Origin of the sequence: Methylobacterium mesophilicum (genome assembly GCF_022179445.1) — a bacterium.
Taxonomy (GTDB): domain Bacteria; phylum Pseudomonadota; class Alphaproteobacteria; order Rhizobiales; family Beijerinckiaceae; genus Methylobacterium; species Methylobacterium mesophilicum.
In genome coordinates this window covers 70,389-87,022 of record NZ_BPQU01000009.1, presented here as the reverse complement: position 1 = coordinate 87,022, position 16,634 = coordinate 70,389, and the positions used below count along the sequence as shown (strand labels likewise).

Genomic DNA, 16,634 nt, shown 5'->3' with positions numbered 1-16,634 from the left:
CGGACGTCCTGCTAGAGCTGCACGCGTCACCGTACCGGGGCCAGCCTTTGTCAGCGCCCGGTCTGCTTCCGCCACGCGGCGAAGTCGGCGAGACTCTGCTCGTCGGTGGCTGGGTAGAGGCCGAGGATCGAGCGCCCCTTGCGGACCTCTTCGGTGACGAAATCTTCGTAGGCGGTCATCTCCACCGCCTCGTCGGCGACCTCGTCGGCGAGATGGGCCGGAATCACCGCCACGCCGTCGCCGTCGCCCACGATCACGTCGCCCGGGAAGACCGGGGCGTCGCCGCAGCCGATCGGCACGTTGATGTCGATGGCCTGATGATGGGTGAGGTTCGTCGGCGCCGAGGGGCGCACGTGGTAGCTCGGCATGTCGAGCTGGGCGATCTCGTCGGCGTCGCGGAAGCCGCCGTCGGTGACGAGCCCGGCGCAGCCCCGCACCATCAGCCGGGTCGCCAGGATCGAGCCGGCCGAGGCCGCCCGGGCGTCCTTGCGGCTGTCGATCACGAACACGGCGCCGGGCGGGCACTCCTCCACCGCCTTGCGCTGCGGATGCGCGCGGTCGCGGAACACCGTGATCGGGTTCAGGTCCTCGCGGGCGGGCATGTAGCGCAGGGTGAACGCCTCGCCGACCATCGTGCCGCCGCCGGCCTTCAGCGGGCGCACGCCCTGGATCATCTGGTTGCGCAGGCCGCGCTTGAACAGCGCGGTCATCAGCGTCGCCGTGCTGACGGTCTTGAGCTTGTCGCGCGTCGCAGGGGACAGCCCGGCCATCCGCATCTCCTCCCATGAAGGCGGTCGCCATCGAGCCCGGATCGTCGAGGATCCGGTCGGCGCAGTTGCGCCCTGGGCGACCCCTGATATCTCAGCGCTTGAGTAGTGCGCCGACTGGAGCCATTGTCAACTGAAGCAAGCCAAGGCTTCGGGAGGGGATCGGGTTGGGGGATGCGAGGAGCTTGACGGCGAGCCCCGACGCGCGCGCGATCGCGACCGACGCGGGACGGCCTCGTTCCCTCGCCGAGACCGCCTACGACGCCATCGAGCAGATGATCATCAGCCGCCGCCTCGCGCCGGGTGCGATGGTGTCCGAGGGCGAACTCGGCGCGGAACTGGCGCTCGGGCGCACCCCGGTCCGCGAGGCGCTGGCGCGGCTCAAGACGATCGGCTTCGTCGAGGTCCATCCGCGCCGCGGCGTGCTCGTCACCCCGGTCGACGTCATCCGCCACCTCGAATTGCTGGAGGTCCGGCGCCCGCTGGACGAGACGATGGCCCGCTGCATCATCGCCCGCGCCTCGGACCACGACCTCGACGCCCTGCAGCGGCATACCCAGGGCTTGCTGGTGGCCGCGGGGGCCCGGGACCGCGAGGTCTACTTCCGGCTCAAGCGCGCCCTGCACGAGGCGATGGTCGCAGCGGCCTACAACCAGACGCTGACCGGCACGATGGGCCCGCTCCACGCCCAGTCCCGGCGCTTCTGGTACAGCCACGAGCCCACCGCCAGCTTCCGAGACTGCGCCGGGATCCACGCCACGATCGTGGCCGGCATCGCCGCCCGGGACGCCGAGACGGCCCTTGCCGGAATCGCGACGCTGTTCGACCTCCTCGATCAGATGACGCGCCGGGCCCTCGACCGACGGCCTCTGGTCTGACAGGTTGACCGGGCCACCCGCAGCCCTACCCTGAGGCTGACATATCAGTCGCATCCCAGGACACGGCATCGGTAAGGCTCAGGGCCGCGACAGGCCGGCCGCCCCTGGAGACCTCCTCCGGGCGGCATCATCGCCAGGGAGAAACGGCTTGAGCGGATTGCCCACACGCACCGGTGCGCAGGTGCTCGTCGATCAGTTGCTCGTCCAGGGCGTCGAGCGGGTGACCTGCGTCCCCGGCGAGAGCTACCTCGCGGTGCTCGACGCCCTGCGCGACAGCGGCATCGACGTGCTTGTGTGCCGGCAGGAGGGCGGCGCCGCGATCATGGCGGAGGCCGCCGGCAAGCTCACCGGCCGGCCGGGCATCTGCTTCGTCACCCGCGGGCCCGGCGCCACCAACGCCTCGGCGGGCGTCCACATCGCGCGCCAGGATTCGACGCCGATGATCCTGTTCGTCGGGCAGATCGGCCGGGCGATGCGGGGCCGGGAGGCGTTCCAGGAGGTTGATTACCGTCAGATGTTCGGCGGCCTGGCCAAGTGGGCGGTGGAGATCGACGACGCGGCCCGCATCCCGGAGATCCTCGCGCGGGCCTTCCGGGTCGCGCTGCAGGGCCGCCCCGGGCCGGTGGTGATCGCCCTGCCGGAGGACATGCTCGACGATGTCGCGGCGGTCGCCGACGCGCCGCGTGTGGTCCCGGCCGAGCCCGCCCCGTCGCCGGAGGATGTGGAGCGGCTGCGCACGATGCTGGCCGCGGCGCGGCGGCCGGTCGTCCTGCTCGGCGGCGCGCGCTGGACGGAATCCGCCCGCGCCGCCCTGGCGGCTTGGGCCGAGCGCCACGACGTGCCGGTGGCGGTCTCGTTCCGGCGGGCCAACCTGTTCGATGCCGACCACCCGAATTTTGCGGGCGAACTCGGGATCGGGCCGAACCCGGATCTTCTGGCCCGGATCAAGGGCTCCGATCTGCTGCTCATGGTCGGCGGCCGCCTCTCCGAAATGCCGGCGCAATCCTACGGCCTGCTCGGCATCCCCGATCCCGGCCTGCCGCTGGTCCACATCCATCCCGATCCGGAGGAACTCGGCCGGGTCTATCAGCCGGCGCTGGCGATCCAGGCGAGCCCGGGGGCGTTCTGCGCCGCCCTGCCGGGCTACGACGCGCCGGCGGCGGGGCGCGCCGCCGAGGCCCACGCATCCTACCGCGCCTGGTCCGAAACTCCGGCCCCCAAGCCCGGGGCGTTCCAGTACGGCCAGGCGATCACCTGGCTGCGGGAGCGGCTGCCGCGCGATGCGGTGATCTGCAACGGCGCCGGCAACTTCGCCACCTGGATCCATCGCTACTACAGGTTCCGAGCCTTCGGGACGCAACTTGCCCCGACATCGGGGTCGATGGGCTACGGGCTGCCGGCGGCCGTGATGGCCAAGCGCAGCCTACCGGATCGGATCGTCGTGGCGCTCGCGGGCGACGGCGACGTGATGATGACCGTGCAGGAATTCGCCACCGCCGTGCAGTACGGCATCGCCATCGTGATCGTGGTCCTCGACAACGGCATGTACGGCACGATCCGGATGCACCAGGAGCGCGAGTATCCCGGGCGGGTCTCCGCGACCGAGCTGCGCAATCCGGATTTCGCCGCCCTGGCCCGCTCCTGCGGCGGCCATGGCGAGCGCGTCGAGCGCACCGAGGAGTTCGCCCCCGCCTTCGAGCGCAGCCTCGCCGCCGGCCTGCCGGCGATGATCCACTGCCTCGTCGACCCGGAGGCGCTGACACCGACCATGACCCTCGCGGCGATCCGCGCGAAGGCCCTGGCGGCACGCGAGGGCTGAGAGGCCCCGTTTCACCGACCCGGTGCGGAGCATCCGCACCCGTTTCGAACAGGAGTCGATTATGACCGTGCGTGGCGAGAACCTGATCGGCGCTCAGGCCCGGCGAGGCACGCAGGCCGCGTTCCGGGCCGTGGAGGCGGCCACCGGCAACACCCTGGAACCCGAGTTCCCGGGCGCGAGCCTCGACGATCTGGACCGGGCCTGCGCCCTGGCGGATTCGGCCTTCGACACCTACCGCGAGACCGCGCCGGAGGCCCGGGCGGCCTTCCTGGAGGCGATCGCGGCCAACATCCTCGACATCGGCGACGACCTCGTCACCCGCTGCATGGAGGAGACCGGCCTGCCCCGGCCGCGGATCGAGGGCGAGCGTGGCCGCACCGTGGGTCAGCTGCGCCTGTTCGCCGGCGTCTTGCGCGAGGGCAGCGCCTTCCAGATCCGGATCGATCCGGCGCTGCCGGACCGCAAGCCGCTGCCGCGGCCGGACCTGCGCCTGCGGATGCTCGCCGTGGGACCGGTGGCGGTGTTCGGCGCGAGCAACTTCCCGCTCGCCTTCTCGGTGGCCGGCGGCGACACCGCCTCGGCGCTGGCGGCCGGCTGCCCGGTGATCGTCAAGGCGCACCCGGCCCATCCCGGCACTTCGGAATTGGTCGGCCGGGCGATCCAGAAGGCGGTCGCCGCGAGCGGCCTGCCGGAGGGCGTCTTCTCGCTGCTGTTCGATGCCGGCCAGTCGATCGGGCAGGGGCTGGTGGCCGATCCCCGGATCGCCGCGGTCGGCTTCACCGGATCGCGCCGGGGCGGCACCGCCCTGATGGAGATCGCGGCCAAGCGTCCCCGCCCGATCCCGGTCTATGCCGAGATGAGCAGCATCAACCCGGTCCTGCTGTTCCCGGGCGCCCTGGCGGCGCGGGGCGAGGCGATCGGGCGAGCCTTCGCGGCCTCGCTGACCCTCGGAGCCGGGCAGTTCTGCACCAATCCGGGCCTGATCCTGGCGGTGCCCGGCCCCGGCCTCGACGCCTTCCTGGCCTCGGCCACGGCCGCCCTGCGGGAGAGCCCGGCCGCGACCATGCTGACCCCTGGCATCCACCGGGCCTATTGCGAGGGCGTCGCGCGGCTGAGCCGGCACGCCGCCGTGACGCAGCTCGCCGAAGGGCCGGAGGGCACGGCCACCCAGGGCCGGGCAGCCCTGTTCGCCACCGATTCGGACGCTTTCCTGGCCGAGCCGGCGTTGCAGGAGGAGATGTTCGGCGCGGCGGCCCTGGTGGTGCGCTGCCCCGACCTCGCCGCGATGCGGGCGGTGCTGGAGCGACTCGAGGGACAGCTCACGGCGTCCCTGCACATCGCCCAAGAGGATCATGCGGCCGTGCGCGGGCTGCTCCCGCTGCTGGAGCGTCGGGTCGGGCGCATCCTGATCGACGGTTTCGGCACCGGGGTCGAGGTGGCCCACGCCATGGTCCATGGCGGCCCGTATCCGGCGACCTCGGACGGGCGCACGACCTCGGTGGGGAGCCTCGCGATCGACCGGTTCCTCCGGCCCGTGAGCTACCAGGACCTCCCCGACGCCCTGCTGCCTGCAGCGCTCCAGGAGGCCAACCCGCTCAACCTCCCGCGCCGGCTCGACGGCACCCTCGAGCGCCGCTGAAAGCCCCAGGGCCGCGGGGCCAGGCGCGAGCCGTCCATCCCCGCGCGCCGCAGGCTCGAACCCCGCCGTCCGCGCCCGAACGACCGCTTGCCAGGCCGGGGCTGCCCGTCTAGACAGCCCCGGCCCACGGTGGGGCGTCGCCAAGTGGTAAGGCAGCGGTTTTTGGTACCGCCATTCCCAGGTTCGAATCCTGGCGCCCCAGCCAAAGTCCTGTGATTCTCAGCCGGCCGTTGACTCTCCGGCTGTTATCGAACCCGCCCGGGCCGACCGCGCCGTCCAGGTTCACTCGGGAGGACCGTTGTCCGAAACGGTCAGGGACGCATGTCTTGCCCCGCTCCCAGACCAGCCGGAGCGAACAAGTTCTCGATCCGCCGAGTCTTCAAAACGCGAGCTTCATACCGCCGATCAGCGTGCGTGGGGCGCCGGCGAAGATCGAGCCTGTCGTCTGGGCGAGGATGCCCGCTCCGTTCTGAACGCCGGTGTTGGCGTTGATGGTATCGGCGAGGTTCTGTGCCGAGTTGGTGTAGACCCGATCGAGCAGGTTGCGCAGCTCGAGGTAGAGGCTCAGCCGCCGGGCGAAGCCTGTGTCCGCGGCGCTCGTCAAGGCCCGGTCATAGTGCAGGTTGAGGTTGACGACGGCAAAACCGGCCGCTTTCAGCAGGTTCGCGTTGTCGATGAAGAAGCTGCTCTGGGAGACCGCCTCGACGAACAGGCCCACGCCCGCCCACGGCCCATCCGTCTGCTCGTAGCCGAGCCGGATCAAGGCTGCGTCCGTGGGCACGCCGGGGATGTGGTTGCCCGCACGGTCGAAGCGGGCGGCCCGTGTTCCGGCGCTGAGTCGCTCCACGAAGTTCGTGTAGACTTGGTCGTCGTGGGTGTAGGCCAATGTAGCCCGCCAGCCGTCCCGTGAAATCCAGCGGCCACCGATCTCGATACCCCGGTGTTCCGAGGCTGGAGCATTGAAGACATACGGCAACAGGCCCGCCCCGGGTGACTGCGAGAGCAGTTCGTTGCGGAACAGTTCGTAGAAGCCCGTCACGGACAGCTGCAAGTCCGGTGCGGGCGACCAGTTCACCGCGAGGTCAAACCCCAGGTTCCTCTGGGCTTGAAGCTGCACGTTGTCGCCCGGTTGCCCCGCTGGTGTGATGAACAGGTTGGTCGCCGCAGGCGTCCCGTAGCCGACGGCCGCCCGGCCGCGAACCTGCCATTCGCGAGCGGGGCTGAAGACCAGCGCCAGCTCCGGCGCGACGTTCAGGAAGCTGCGATCCACGCGCACGACCGTGCCGACCGTGCCGGCGGCGCTGGTCGAGAACGTGTCGTTCCGCCCGGTGATGGCCGTACGCTCGACACCGAAACCCGCCACGGCCGTCCAGTGCTCTCCGAGCGTCAGCTCGATCCGAGCCCGCCCGCCGAGATTGTCCTGCACGGTGCGCTGATCGCCGATGAGGGCCCCCAGGCGCGGGCCGCCGTACGGCACCCTGTTGAAGATGGCGGCGTGGCCGTCGATCGTGTTGTAGGTAAGCGCCGCGTAGCCGACCGCCGGGAGCCCGAACAGCGTATCCTGTCGCCTCAGGTCGGTGAGGACATTCCAGGCGGGGTACGATCCGCGCGGTGCCGCCGTCGTGAACGGCTGGTTGAAGGCTCGCTCATCGAAACCGAGCTGCGTGCGCATGGTCGTGGACGCGTCGAGGTCGTGCTCCCAGCGCGCGGCCACCACCGAACGCTGGTCGGCGCGCAACAGGGCCGCCTCGCTCGCCGTGACCGCCGCCGTCGGTCCGAAGGCGCCGTTGACGAAATACGCGACCGTCGTGCAGCCCGGCGCAGCGGTCGCGGCGGCCGCGCAGCCGCGCTGGTAGGGGTTGATCCGGTACTGCGCCAGGGAGGAGCGGGCCGCGAGGTTCGCGTCGAGCGTGTTGTCGATGACCTTCAAAGTAAAGCGATTGTCCGGGGTCGGGGTATAGTTCGCCAAGAGGTTGATCGTCTGCGTGTCGTAGCTCGAATGATCCTGATAGCCGTTGGCGCGGACATCGCTGGCGAACAGGCTGATCTCAAACGGCCCGCTGGCGCCGCCCACGGTGAAATAGGTGTTGAGGTATCCGAAGCTGCCGGCGTCGGTGCCGATCTCGTAGCCGTCGATCTTGCGGCCGGTCCGGGTCTGGAACGCGATGGCGCCCCCCGTGGCGTAATTGCCGAACAACGCCGATTGCGGTCCGCGGAACACGTCGATGCGGCTGTAGGCGTGCGGGTCGGTCAGATCGAAGCGGGAAACACCGTCCGGTTGTGTCAGGGAGAAGCCGTCTTCCACGACGACGATGTTCCTGTTCGTGCCTGTCGACCGGGCATTGCTGCCGCGGATCGACACGATCACATCGCGGCCACCCGTCCCCTGACGGATCGTGACGCCGGGACTGTCGATCAGGACCTGGCCGATGTCGGCCGCGGGCCGATTCGCAATCGCGCCCAGCCGGGTCGTCGGCGCTCCCGCCGGTTCTCGGATTGGCCGGTCTCGGTCGTCCATCAGGGGGCTGGCTGCGGGCTGTCCAGTGGGCGGGTGCGCGTCGCCCACGACGGACAACTCCTCCAGGACAAGGGGGCGTGTTGCCGGAGCAGCGCCAGCGCCGGTGCACAGCGGGGAGGCCGCGAGAAGTGCGATGACGCCGCAAGCGGCACGGTGGCGGATCATGGCTCCGGAGGGCCGTCGGTCACGCACATGGTCGTGTGAGCCTACCCGACGTTTCGGATGAATGCCGGATGGCGAAAGGCGCTGCGCGTGCGTCGAGACGCAATCGATGACACGCGCGTAACATGCGAAAGTGGTACGCACTACGGTCAGAGATTGAGATCGGCCCTATATCGACGTTCCCGTCGAGCAGTGACGTTCCGGATCGTACGGTCGTTGCGAGCAGCGTTCCGCGCTGGCGCAGCCGGCTCGCGGTTGTCGGCGCGGATCCCGCTGCAGTGCGGTCGACGCTCGCTACCCGGACAGGGGACGGACCGCGGCTCGCCAATCGCTCGCGCCCCGCTGCTGCGAGGTCACCGGATTGTGACCGTGGGTGGCTCAAGGCCTGTTACGGCCGGATATGGCAGGTCGGCCGTTCGGGAGGCCCTGAATCAAGGTTGCGCGAGGACGCCGCCGATACCCTTGCGTCGGTTTAAGCCGGTTGGCATCCCGGGAACCATTCGAACCGTCGCTCGTATCGCAGTGCGGTCGCCGCACCTGAGCGGGGATCGATGGGGCCGCTGCAAACGCGTGCTTGGCCGCGCGCGCAGTCGTGATCCGACGAAGATCCTTCCCTCGACCGTCCGGGAGATATGCCGATTCATGCCTGTCGAAGCGCTGACCTTTGACGCGCGCGCCGCCGCAGATTGCGGCAGCTTCGATGCGTATCGGCGACTCTACAGCTCGGGCACCGACGTCACGCGCACCGACGGCTGTTTCCACGCCACCGTCCGGATCGTGCGGGAGCCCAGGATGGTCGTGTTCGATCGTCGGATCAGCGGCCTTCGGCACAGCCGGGACGCCGCGCGCGTTCGACGCGACGGCTTCGACCATTTCGTTCTGCACCTCCTCCTCTCCGGTGAGCTGGTGTCGGGTCCGATCGAGGACGAGCGGCGGCTCAGTCCCGGGGAGATCATGATCGTCGACACCTCGCGGCCGCACCGGTCGCAGATGGAGCGCGCCCGGCTCATCTCCGTGCAGTTGGCGCGTGAGCACGTGCGCAGCGTGCTCGGGACCATCGATCACATCCACGGGGCGATCCTCCCGGCGGCGGCGGCCGGATTGCTCTCCGACTTTCTGTCCTCGTTCGTCCGGCGGGTGGCGACGTTGCCGCCGGACGGCACCGGCCACGCGGCGCGCGCCGTGACGGAGCTCCTGGGCCTCGGCCTCGCCAACCTGCCGATCACGGATCGGGCGCTGTCGCACGAGGCGGCCGACCCCGTGCGTCGAGCGCGGGCCGAAGCGTTCATCGCGGCACACCTGATGGACGCGGGGCTCGACGTACAGGCCGTCGCATCCGGGATCGGGATGTCGCGCTCGGCCCTCTACAAGGTTTTCGGCGTGGACGGCGGCATCGCGCGCTACATCCAGCAGCGCCGGCTGGAGGCGGTGCGGAAGGCCTTGCTGCGGCCCGGCGAGGATCGCCCCCTGGCTAGCCTGGCGCATGAGCACGGGTTCGCCAACGAAAGCCATTTCAGCCGCGTCTTCGCGGGCGCCTACGGGGCGCCGCCGGGCCGGTTCCGCACGGAGATCCGGCAGGCCCGCTCGACCGGAGCCAGGGACGGGGTTGCCCCCGACCCGGTCCTCGCGCGCTGGGTTGCCGAGTTGTATTGATGCGGGGCGCCGAGGGCGGGGGCACTCGGCCCGGTCGCGCCTGGCGCGACCGGGATGGGCTGCCTCTGGTCCTGCTGCTCGCGGCGGTCCAGCTGGTCGCCTTCGGCGATCGCTTTCTGATCACCCTCGTGGCGCAGCCCCTAAAGGTGGATCTCGGCCTCAGCGATGCGCAACTCGGGCTGGTTCAAGGGTCGGCGTTCGCGCTGGTGAATGCGCTCGCCATGCCCGGCATGGGTGTCCTGGCGGATCGCGGCCATCGGCGTGCGCTGCTGGTCGCCAGCATCGTCGTGTGGGGCGCGGCGACCTTCGCGTGCGGCCTGTCAGACACCTTCGTGCTGCTCCTGGGTGCCCGCGCGCTCCTCGGCCTCGGGCAGGCGGCGATCACGCCCGTCGCGCTCTCGCTCTTGTCCGATCGTTTGCCGAGGCATCGGCTCGGACGGGGCATCTCGTGGTTTACGGCCGGTGGAAGCGTCGGGCGCAGTTCCGCCCTCCTGCTGGGCGGAACGGTGCTGGCTTGGATGACGGGGATCGGCGGCTTCCGGCTTCCCGGGATGGAGGCCGCCCTGCCGCCATGGCGCGCCCTGTTCATCCTGGCCTGCCTCCCCAACGTCCTGCTGCTCGTCGGCGCCCTCCGCATCGTTGAACCGTCACCCGCGCCGCCAACGCGCGAGACGCGGCTCCGGGCGTGGCTGTGTCGGCGGCGCGCGCAGTATCTGCCGCTCTTCGGGACCGCCGTCGCAGCCGTCCTGATCGGACAGACGCTGACGGCCTGGATCCCGACCTTCTACGTGCGGGTCCATCATCTCACGCCCGCCGAGAGCGGCATACGGATCGGCCTGCTGGTTCTCGTCGCGGCACCGGCCGGACATCTCACGGCCGGGCGGTTGCTCGATCGTTGGCGCGCGCGCGGACGACGCAGACCCGGATCTCTCATCCTCGCGGCCGCCCTCGCGCTGACGGGTCCCGCGGTCGCCGCGACCGCGCTCGCCTCCGACCTCAATGTGTCCTTGACGGCGTTGACCGTCCTGGTGGCGCTTCTCGGCATGACCAGCGCACCCATATTGGCCAGCCTTCAGGTCCTGACACCCAGAGCCTTCCGCGGACGCGTCAACGCGCTTTTCGTGTCCGGCGTCACGCTGATCGCCTTCGGTCTCGGTCCATTCCTCGTCGGTATCCTCAACGATCGGATCTTCGGCGCCGAGGGCGTCGGACTGGCGATGCTGACCGTGTTCGTCCCCGTCTCGGCGCTGGGGTCTGTCCTCGCCCTGGTCGGCGGCGCCGTTCGTACGCCGTCGAGGCCGGACCGTTCGCGATAGCGGTATCCCGGCGATCGGACCGGCGACGCTGTCGCGGGCTGGCCCGCATCCGGCGCCGACGCGTCCGCGTTTGTCTCGGCGTCCCGTTCTTTTGTCCTGCCGTTTTTCCCGCCTCAATTGGTTAGCTTGGCGGGTTACAGTGTCTGTAAGGGCACTGCGGACCTGTTCATAACCGCCTATGCGGTCATTGCATCGTCTTTGCTTTTATGTGCGGCCAGACATCGTGTTTAAATTGCAGATCAAGTCCTCGAGCACAAAGATCCGGTGCGCCCCCTTCGTGCTGGAGACGCAAGTCTTCGACGAGGCGATGGGCGTCGCCGACCGGGTGGCTGCAGCGTGCCGTAGGACCGGGGCCGCCCGTTGCGATTCCACATGGGACTGGGTTGTGGAGATCATCGGGGAGACCGGCGGCATTTTCTATTGTGCACCGGTGGCGCAAGCATGATCGCGCCCAGCATACGGCCGACCATCGTCGACGTTCACCAGGGCGTATCTTCGATCCCGTCGGCGGATGTCTCAGTGCGCGCGACGAACCGTGTGCCGAACCTCGCCTGCATCGGGCTTCACGCCACCCGTAGCCCAAGCGATCAGGGCTATGGCTGTCGCCGACATGAGCGGCACCGCGGGTCCGCTCGCGATCGACGGATCGCCATCGATGACTTGGTTCTGGTGTTGGGAGGCCAGGTCTTCCTGCCGGCGTGCCCGTAGAGAGCCCGACCGATGGGGCTCGCTTGAAGTGGGTGCTGCCGTCCGACGCATCCGTATCTGTGTCGCGTACGATCGATCCGGGCAGACGGGGCTCTCCGATCCGAAACTACGTAGGCTTCAGCGGCCGAACACTGCGGCAGGCGGGCGGGGACCTGTTTTCCTTCGACGGCATCGCCCAACTACGTACGCCGCCATAGACCAGTTAACTAAGTGCATTTGAATTAAATATCGCCTCTAGTCTCATATCGGCATCCGTGATTTACCCGCTTTTAGACGTAATGATTGATTAACCATCCAGCCAATACCCAAGGCAACCGTCGCTACCCAGAGGCCGGAACTATGCTGCACAGTGTATTACATCGACGTGATACGGCCGATTTCGCGGCTCGTCGGGCTGCGCCTGTCGGCGGCTGTGCCGTGACGGTTGACCTCACGGTCGGTCAGGTGAGCGAGGCGGCCGAGGCTGTTGCGGAGGCTGTGCTGCCGGAGACGCCGTTCGTGGCGCGGGGGCTTCGGCTCGACTGGGCGGCCAAGCGCGGGCTCGACATCGGGGTGGCGGCGACCGCGCTGTTCCTGCTGCTGCCGCTGATGCTGCTGATCGCCGTGCTGGTCTGGGCCGGCGACCGCAAGGCGCCGATCTTCCGGCACATGCGGCTCGGCCGGGACGGACGCAGCTTCGGCTGCCTGAAGTTCCGCTCGATGGTCACGGACGGCGAGGGCGTGCTGGCCGCGCACCTGGCCGCCAGCCCGCGCGCCCGGGCCGAGTGGGCCGCCACGCACAAGCTGTCCGACGACCCGCGCATCACCGCCATCGGCCAGGTGCTGCGCAAGACCTCGCTCGACGAGCTGCCGCAGCTGTGGAACGTCCTGCGCGGCGAGATGAGCCTGGTCGGGCCGCGCCCGATCGTGCAGGCCGAGGTCGCCCGCTACGGCCGGGCGTTCGCGACCTGCTTTGCCGTGCCGCCCGGCGTCACCGGCCTGTGGCAGGTCTCGGGCCGCTCCGACACCAGCTACGCCGAGCGCGTGGCGCTGGACCTGGACTACGCCAGCCGCTGGAGCCTGCGCCGGGACATCGCGATCATGCTGCGCACCGTCCCGGCCGTGCTCGCCCAGCGCGGCAGCAAGTAGCGTGGCCGCGCTTCCGAGGGACCGAGCCATGCAGGACGACAACCCGCTCTGGTACGATTACGCCGAGGCCGAGACGGCACCCTCCCGACCATTGCTGCTCCTGGCGAGCGTGCTGAGCCTGTCGGTGGGTGTGATGCTGCGTGCGGCCCGTGCGTACAAGGCGTCGCACCGGCTCTGGTCGCGGGCGGCTGCCCGAATGAGCCGTCGCCCGAAGATCGACGTGCAGCACCTCTGAATCTCCGGGCCGGCGATCCAGTCCGATGGCGCGGAAGGTCGGCGACTTCGGTAGCCCTGCGCGTCCCATGGCGTCACGGTGGTCAACCTCGACCGAGCGTCGGCAGCGGGTGGCAGGGGCGGGCGAGTCCCCATCCTAAGCGTCTCGACAATTCCACGACCCAGCGGCCCGAACCCGCGCACCCCGGCCGCCCGCAGCGGCGCCAGACGCGGCATGATCGGCGCCCGTCCCCGGTCGGATACGGCGGCCGATCCGGGATCATACCGATCAACCCAGAAAACAGATCAGTAGACGCACAACAGACTCGCGATAGCCCCTGTGGGGAAACCGTTCGGTATTGTGATTTCCGGATCCCCGCTCCAAAGTGACTTGATATCGCGCGTCGATCTCATGGATCGATGACGCTGGTTCATGTCCGAGGAAGGCCCGAGAACCCAGCGTCGGAAGCTCGAGGCGGCAGGGCACAGAATGATGGCCTTCGACACGGAAACGGCGTCGCGTGACGGCGAGCGGCAACGTCTGATCGAGGCGATCGAGAGCAGTTCTGACGGCTTCGCCCTGTTCGATGCCGAAGACCGCCTCCGCCTCTGCAACGGTCATTTCCGCGACTTTCATCCGGGCCTCGACGCCGTGATCGCCCCGGGGGCCGCGTTCTCCGCGATAGCGCGCGCCGCCGCGGAGAACTGCGTCGTGCGGGAGGAGGGCGTCACCGGCGACGCGTGGCTCGAAAGCCGGCTCGCGCTCTTCCGCGATCCGCGCGGGCCGATCCTCCAGCAGCAGCGCGATGGGCGCTGGATACAGATCAACGAGCGCCGGACCCGGGACGGCGGGACGGTCGCGGTCTACACCGACGTCACCGAGATCAAGCGCACCGAGCAGGCCCTGCTCACGACGCAGGGGCGGCTGACCTACCTCCTGACCGCGTCGCCCTCGATGATCTGCAGCTTCGAGGTGGGCGGCCGCAACGCGCCCACCTTCATCAGCGAGAACGTGCGCGACCTCCTCGGCTACGAGCCGAGCGATTACCTCGCCGGCCCCGAATTCTGGCTGGACCGGCTGCACCCCGAGGACCGGGACCGGGTCCTGGCCGAGTTCCCGCATCTGCTGGAGACCGGCCACAACGTCATCGAGTACCGATTCCTGCGCAAGGACGGCGCCTATCGCTGGGTCCGGGACGAGCAGCGCCTCGTCCGGGGTCCGGACGGCGAGCCCGTCGAGGTCGTCGAGTCGTGGAGCGACATCACCGAGCGCAAGGCGGCCGAGTTCTCGCTCCGGGAGCAGACGGCCTTCGTCGAGTTGCTGCAGGTCACCGCGGCCGCGGCCAACGAAGCCGCCACCGTCGAGGACGCCGTGCGGTTCTGCCTGGATCGGGTCGCGGCCCATACCGGATGGCCCCTCGGGCACGCCTATCGGTTGGCCGAAGACGGGAGCGGGACCCTGGTGCCGACCGGCCTCTGGCACTGCGACGCGCCGGAGCGCTTCGCGCGGTTCCGAGACGTCACGGCGCGGACGCCGCTCTTGGCCGCCGTCGGGTTGCCGGGGCGGGTGCTGGCCTCCGGCGAGGCGGCCTGGGTCCTCGATGCCGAGCCGGAGCCCGGCCTCCCCCGCGCCGCCGCCGCGGCAGCGGACGGGATCCGGGCCGCCTTCGCCTTCCCGGTCACGATCGGGCGCGAGGTCGTGGCGGTGCTGGAGTTCTTCGCCTGCGAGGCCCGGACGCCGGATCCGGCGCTGCTGAAGGTCATGGGCAACATCGGCGCCCAGCTCGGGCGGGTGATCGAGCGCAAGCGCGCGGAGGAGCACCTGCGTCAGGCCAAGGACGCCGCGGAGAACGCGAGCCGGGCCAAGAGCAGCTTCCTCGCCAACATGAGCCACGAGCTGCGCACGCCGCTCAACGCGATCATCGGCTTCACGCGGCTGGTGATGCGCCGGGCCAAGGACGTGTTGCCCCTGAAGCAGTTCGAAAACCTGGAAAAGATCCTGACGAGTTCCGAACACCTGCTGTCGCTCATCAACACCATCCTCGACCTCGCCAAGGTCGAGGCCGGGCGGATGGAGGTGAAGGCGGCACAGTTCGCGCTGGAGCCCACCCTCGACCTCTGCCTCCGAACGGTCGAGCCCCTGGTCAAGAGCGAGCGGGTGCGGCTGGTCAAGGACGTGGAGGGCTTGCCGGAGACGGTCTTCACCGACCAGGAGAAGCTCAAGCAGATCCTGATCAACCTCCTCAGCAACGCCATCAAGTTCACCGAGACCGGCTCGGTGACGCTGCGGGCCCGCGCGGTCGGAGACCGGATCGCGCTCGCGGTCTCGGATACCGGCATCGGCATCCCGGACGCGGCGCTGACCGTGATCTTCGAGGAGTTCCAGCAGGTCGACAACTCCGCGAGCCGCGCCCACAGCGGCACCGGGCTCGGCCTCGCCATCAGCCACCGGCTGGCGCGGATGCTCGGCGGGGACGTGGCGGTGGAGAGCCGGGAAGGCGTGGGCTCGACCTTCACCCTCACCATCCCGCAGCGGGTCGAGGGCGCCCTCGAACTTCAGCCGAGCCCGAAGCCGACGGCGCCCGCGACGGATGCCGCGCCCCGGACCGGATCCAGGCTCGTGCTCGCGATCGATGACGACCCGAACGTCGTCTACCTGCTGCAGGAGAACCTGTCGGACGCCGGCTACGAGGTGGTCGGCGCCCCCAACGGCGAGGACGGCCTGCGCAAGGCGCGCGAGCTTCAGCCGCGCGCGATCACCCTCGACATCATGATGCCGGGCACGGACGGGTGGCAGGTTCTGCACGCGCTCAAGACCGACCCGCTGACGCGCGAGATCCCGGTCATCCTGATCTCCATCGTCGATCAGAAGGAACTCGGCTTCCACCTCGGCGCCAGCGACTACATCGTGAAGCCGTTCGAGCGCGAGTCGCTGATCGGCGCCCTCGGCCGCGCCGCCCCCAACAGCGAGCGCATCCTCGTGGTCGACGACGACCCGAACGTGGTCGACCTCGTCCGCCAGCTACTGGACACCGAGGGCTGCACGATCGACTGGGCCCCGGACGGCGCCGCGGGCCTCGAGCGCATCGCGCAGGCGCGCCCGAGCGTGATCCTCCTCGACCTGCTGATGCCGGGCATGGACGGCCTCACTTTCCTCGACCATCTCCAGGCCGATCCCGTCGGCCGGACGATCCCCGTCGTCGTCCTGACGGCGGCATCGTTGAACGCGGCCGATCAGGGCATGCTGCGGGAGCGCGTGCGCGGACTGATCGACAAGCAGGGCCTCGACCGCGACGCCCTGGTCCGGGAGGTCAGGCGGGCCTTGCCGCTGGCGGACAACCCGGCGGCCGAGGTCACGCAATGAGCGCTGCTGGCGAAACGGCCGCGGAAGAACCGATGCATCACCCGCACGCAGCCCGCGAGGATGTCGGCGGATGAAGACCATCCTCATCGTCGAAGACGTCGCGCTCAACCGCGATCTGCTGATGCAGCTCCTGGAGGACGACTACGCGCTGGTGATGGCGGTCGACGGCGCCGCCGGCGTCGCGATGGCGGCGAGCCACACCCCGGACCTGATCCTGATGGACCTCTCCCTGCCGGTCATCGACGGCTGGGAGGCGACGCGGCGGATCAAGGCCGACCCGGCGACGGCCGGCATCCCCGTCATCGCGATTACCGCCAACGCGATGAGCGGCGACGCCGACAAGGCCAGGGCCGCGGGCTGCGACGACTTCATGACGAAGCCCGTCGACGAGGACCTGCTGTTCGCCAAGCTGCATCACTGGCTCGACTGAGCGCGGGCGGCCCCAGAGAGGCTTCGGCCCGGAGAGAGC

At 69.7% G+C, this 16,634-nt stretch carries 11 protein-coding genes and 1 tRNA gene; 10 read left to right on the top strand and 2 right to left on the bottom strand.

Going from position 1 to position 16,634, the window contains the following annotated elements:
• Window positions 1-50: 50 nt before the first annotated feature.
• Window positions 51-770 carry a ribonuclease activity regulator RraA gene (locus MFF40_RS11790; RefSeq protein ID WP_147856414.1) on the bottom strand — a complete coding sequence of 240 codons (720 nt, stop codon included), beginning with the start codon at window positions 768-770 and terminating at the stop codon, window positions 51-53.
• Window positions 771-952: 182 nt separating this feature from the next.
• Between MFF40_RS11790 and MFF40_RS11785 the strand changes: the two genes are divergently transcribed.
• The 4 genes from MFF40_RS11785 to MFF40_RS11770 all read left to right on the top strand — a co-directional run bounded on the left by MFF40_RS11785 (window position 953) and on the right by MFF40_RS11770 (window position 5,308).
• Window positions 953-1,645: a GntR family transcriptional regulator gene (locus tag MFF40_RS11785; RefSeq protein ID WP_238260560.1), complete on the top strand. Its 693-nt coding sequence runs from the start codon at window positions 953-955 to the stop codon at window positions 1,643-1,645.
• Between the two features lie 148 nt (window positions 1,646-1,793).
• Window positions 1,794-3,464, top strand: coding sequence for a thiamine pyrophosphate-binding protein (locus MFF40_RS11780; protein WP_238260559.1), 1,671 nt, complete (start codon window positions 1,794-1,796; stop codon window positions 3,462-3,464).
• 61 nt (window positions 3,465-3,525) lie between these two features.
• Window positions 3,526-5,103, top strand: a complete 1,578-nt coding sequence (locus MFF40_RS11775) for an aldehyde dehydrogenase (NADP(+)) (protein ID WP_238260558.1) — start codon at window positions 3,526-3,528, stop codon at window positions 5,101-5,103.
• Between the two features lie 130 nt (window positions 5,104-5,233).
• Window positions 5,234-5,308 (top strand) — tRNA-Gln (locus MFF40_RS11770).
• Window positions 5,309-5,482: 174 nt separating this feature from the next.
• Here MFF40_RS11770 and MFF40_RS11765 read toward each other — a convergent pair.
• Window positions 5,483-7,786 carry a TonB-dependent receptor family protein gene (locus MFF40_RS11765; RefSeq protein ID WP_238260557.1) on the bottom strand — a complete coding sequence of 768 codons (2,304 nt, stop codon included), beginning with the start codon at window positions 7,784-7,786 and terminating at the stop codon, window positions 5,483-5,485.
• A gap of 519 nt (window positions 7,787-8,305) precedes the next feature.
• Here MFF40_RS11765 and MFF40_RS11760 point away from each other — a divergent pair.
• The 6 genes from MFF40_RS11760 to MFF40_RS11735 all read left to right on the top strand — a co-directional run bounded on the left by MFF40_RS11760 (window position 8,306) and on the right by MFF40_RS11735 (window position 16,595).
• Window positions 8,306-9,436 (top strand): helix-turn-helix domain-containing protein, encoded by a 1,131-nt coding sequence (locus MFF40_RS11760; RefSeq protein WP_238260556.1) that lies wholly within the window; start codon window positions 8,306-8,308, stop codon window positions 9,434-9,436.
• The gene (locus MFF40_RS11755) at window positions 9,436-10,752 is read left to right on the top strand and encodes an MFS transporter (RefSeq protein WP_147897016.1); all 1,317 of its coding nucleotides are present in this window, start codon (window positions 9,436-9,438) and stop codon (window positions 10,750-10,752) included. The genes MFF40_RS11760 and MFF40_RS11755 overlap by 1 nt, the downstream gene beginning before the upstream one ends.
• 1,125 nt (window positions 10,753-11,877) lie before the next feature.
• The gene (locus MFF40_RS11750) at window positions 11,878-12,588 is read left to right on the top strand and encodes a sugar transferase (protein WP_147897015.1); all 711 of its coding nucleotides are present in this window, start codon (window positions 11,878-11,880) and stop codon (window positions 12,586-12,588) included.
• Window positions 12,589-12,616: 28 nt separating this feature from the next.
• Window positions 12,617-12,823 (top strand): hypothetical protein, encoded by a 207-nt coding sequence (locus MFF40_RS11745; protein WP_147854466.1) that lies wholly within the window; start codon window positions 12,617-12,619, stop codon window positions 12,821-12,823.
• 468 nt (window positions 12,824-13,291) lie between these two features.
• Window positions 13,292-16,165, top strand: coding sequence for a response regulator (locus tag MFF40_RS11740; RefSeq protein WP_147897014.1), 2,874 nt, complete (start codon window positions 13,292-13,294; stop codon window positions 16,163-16,165).
• Window positions 16,166-16,235: 70 nt separating this feature from the next.
• Window positions 16,236-16,595 carry a response regulator gene (locus MFF40_RS11735; protein ID WP_147854468.1) on the top strand — a complete coding sequence of 120 codons (360 nt, stop codon included), beginning with the start codon at window positions 16,236-16,238 and terminating at the stop codon, window positions 16,593-16,595.
• The last annotated feature ends 39 nt before the right edge of the window (window positions 16,596-16,634 follow it).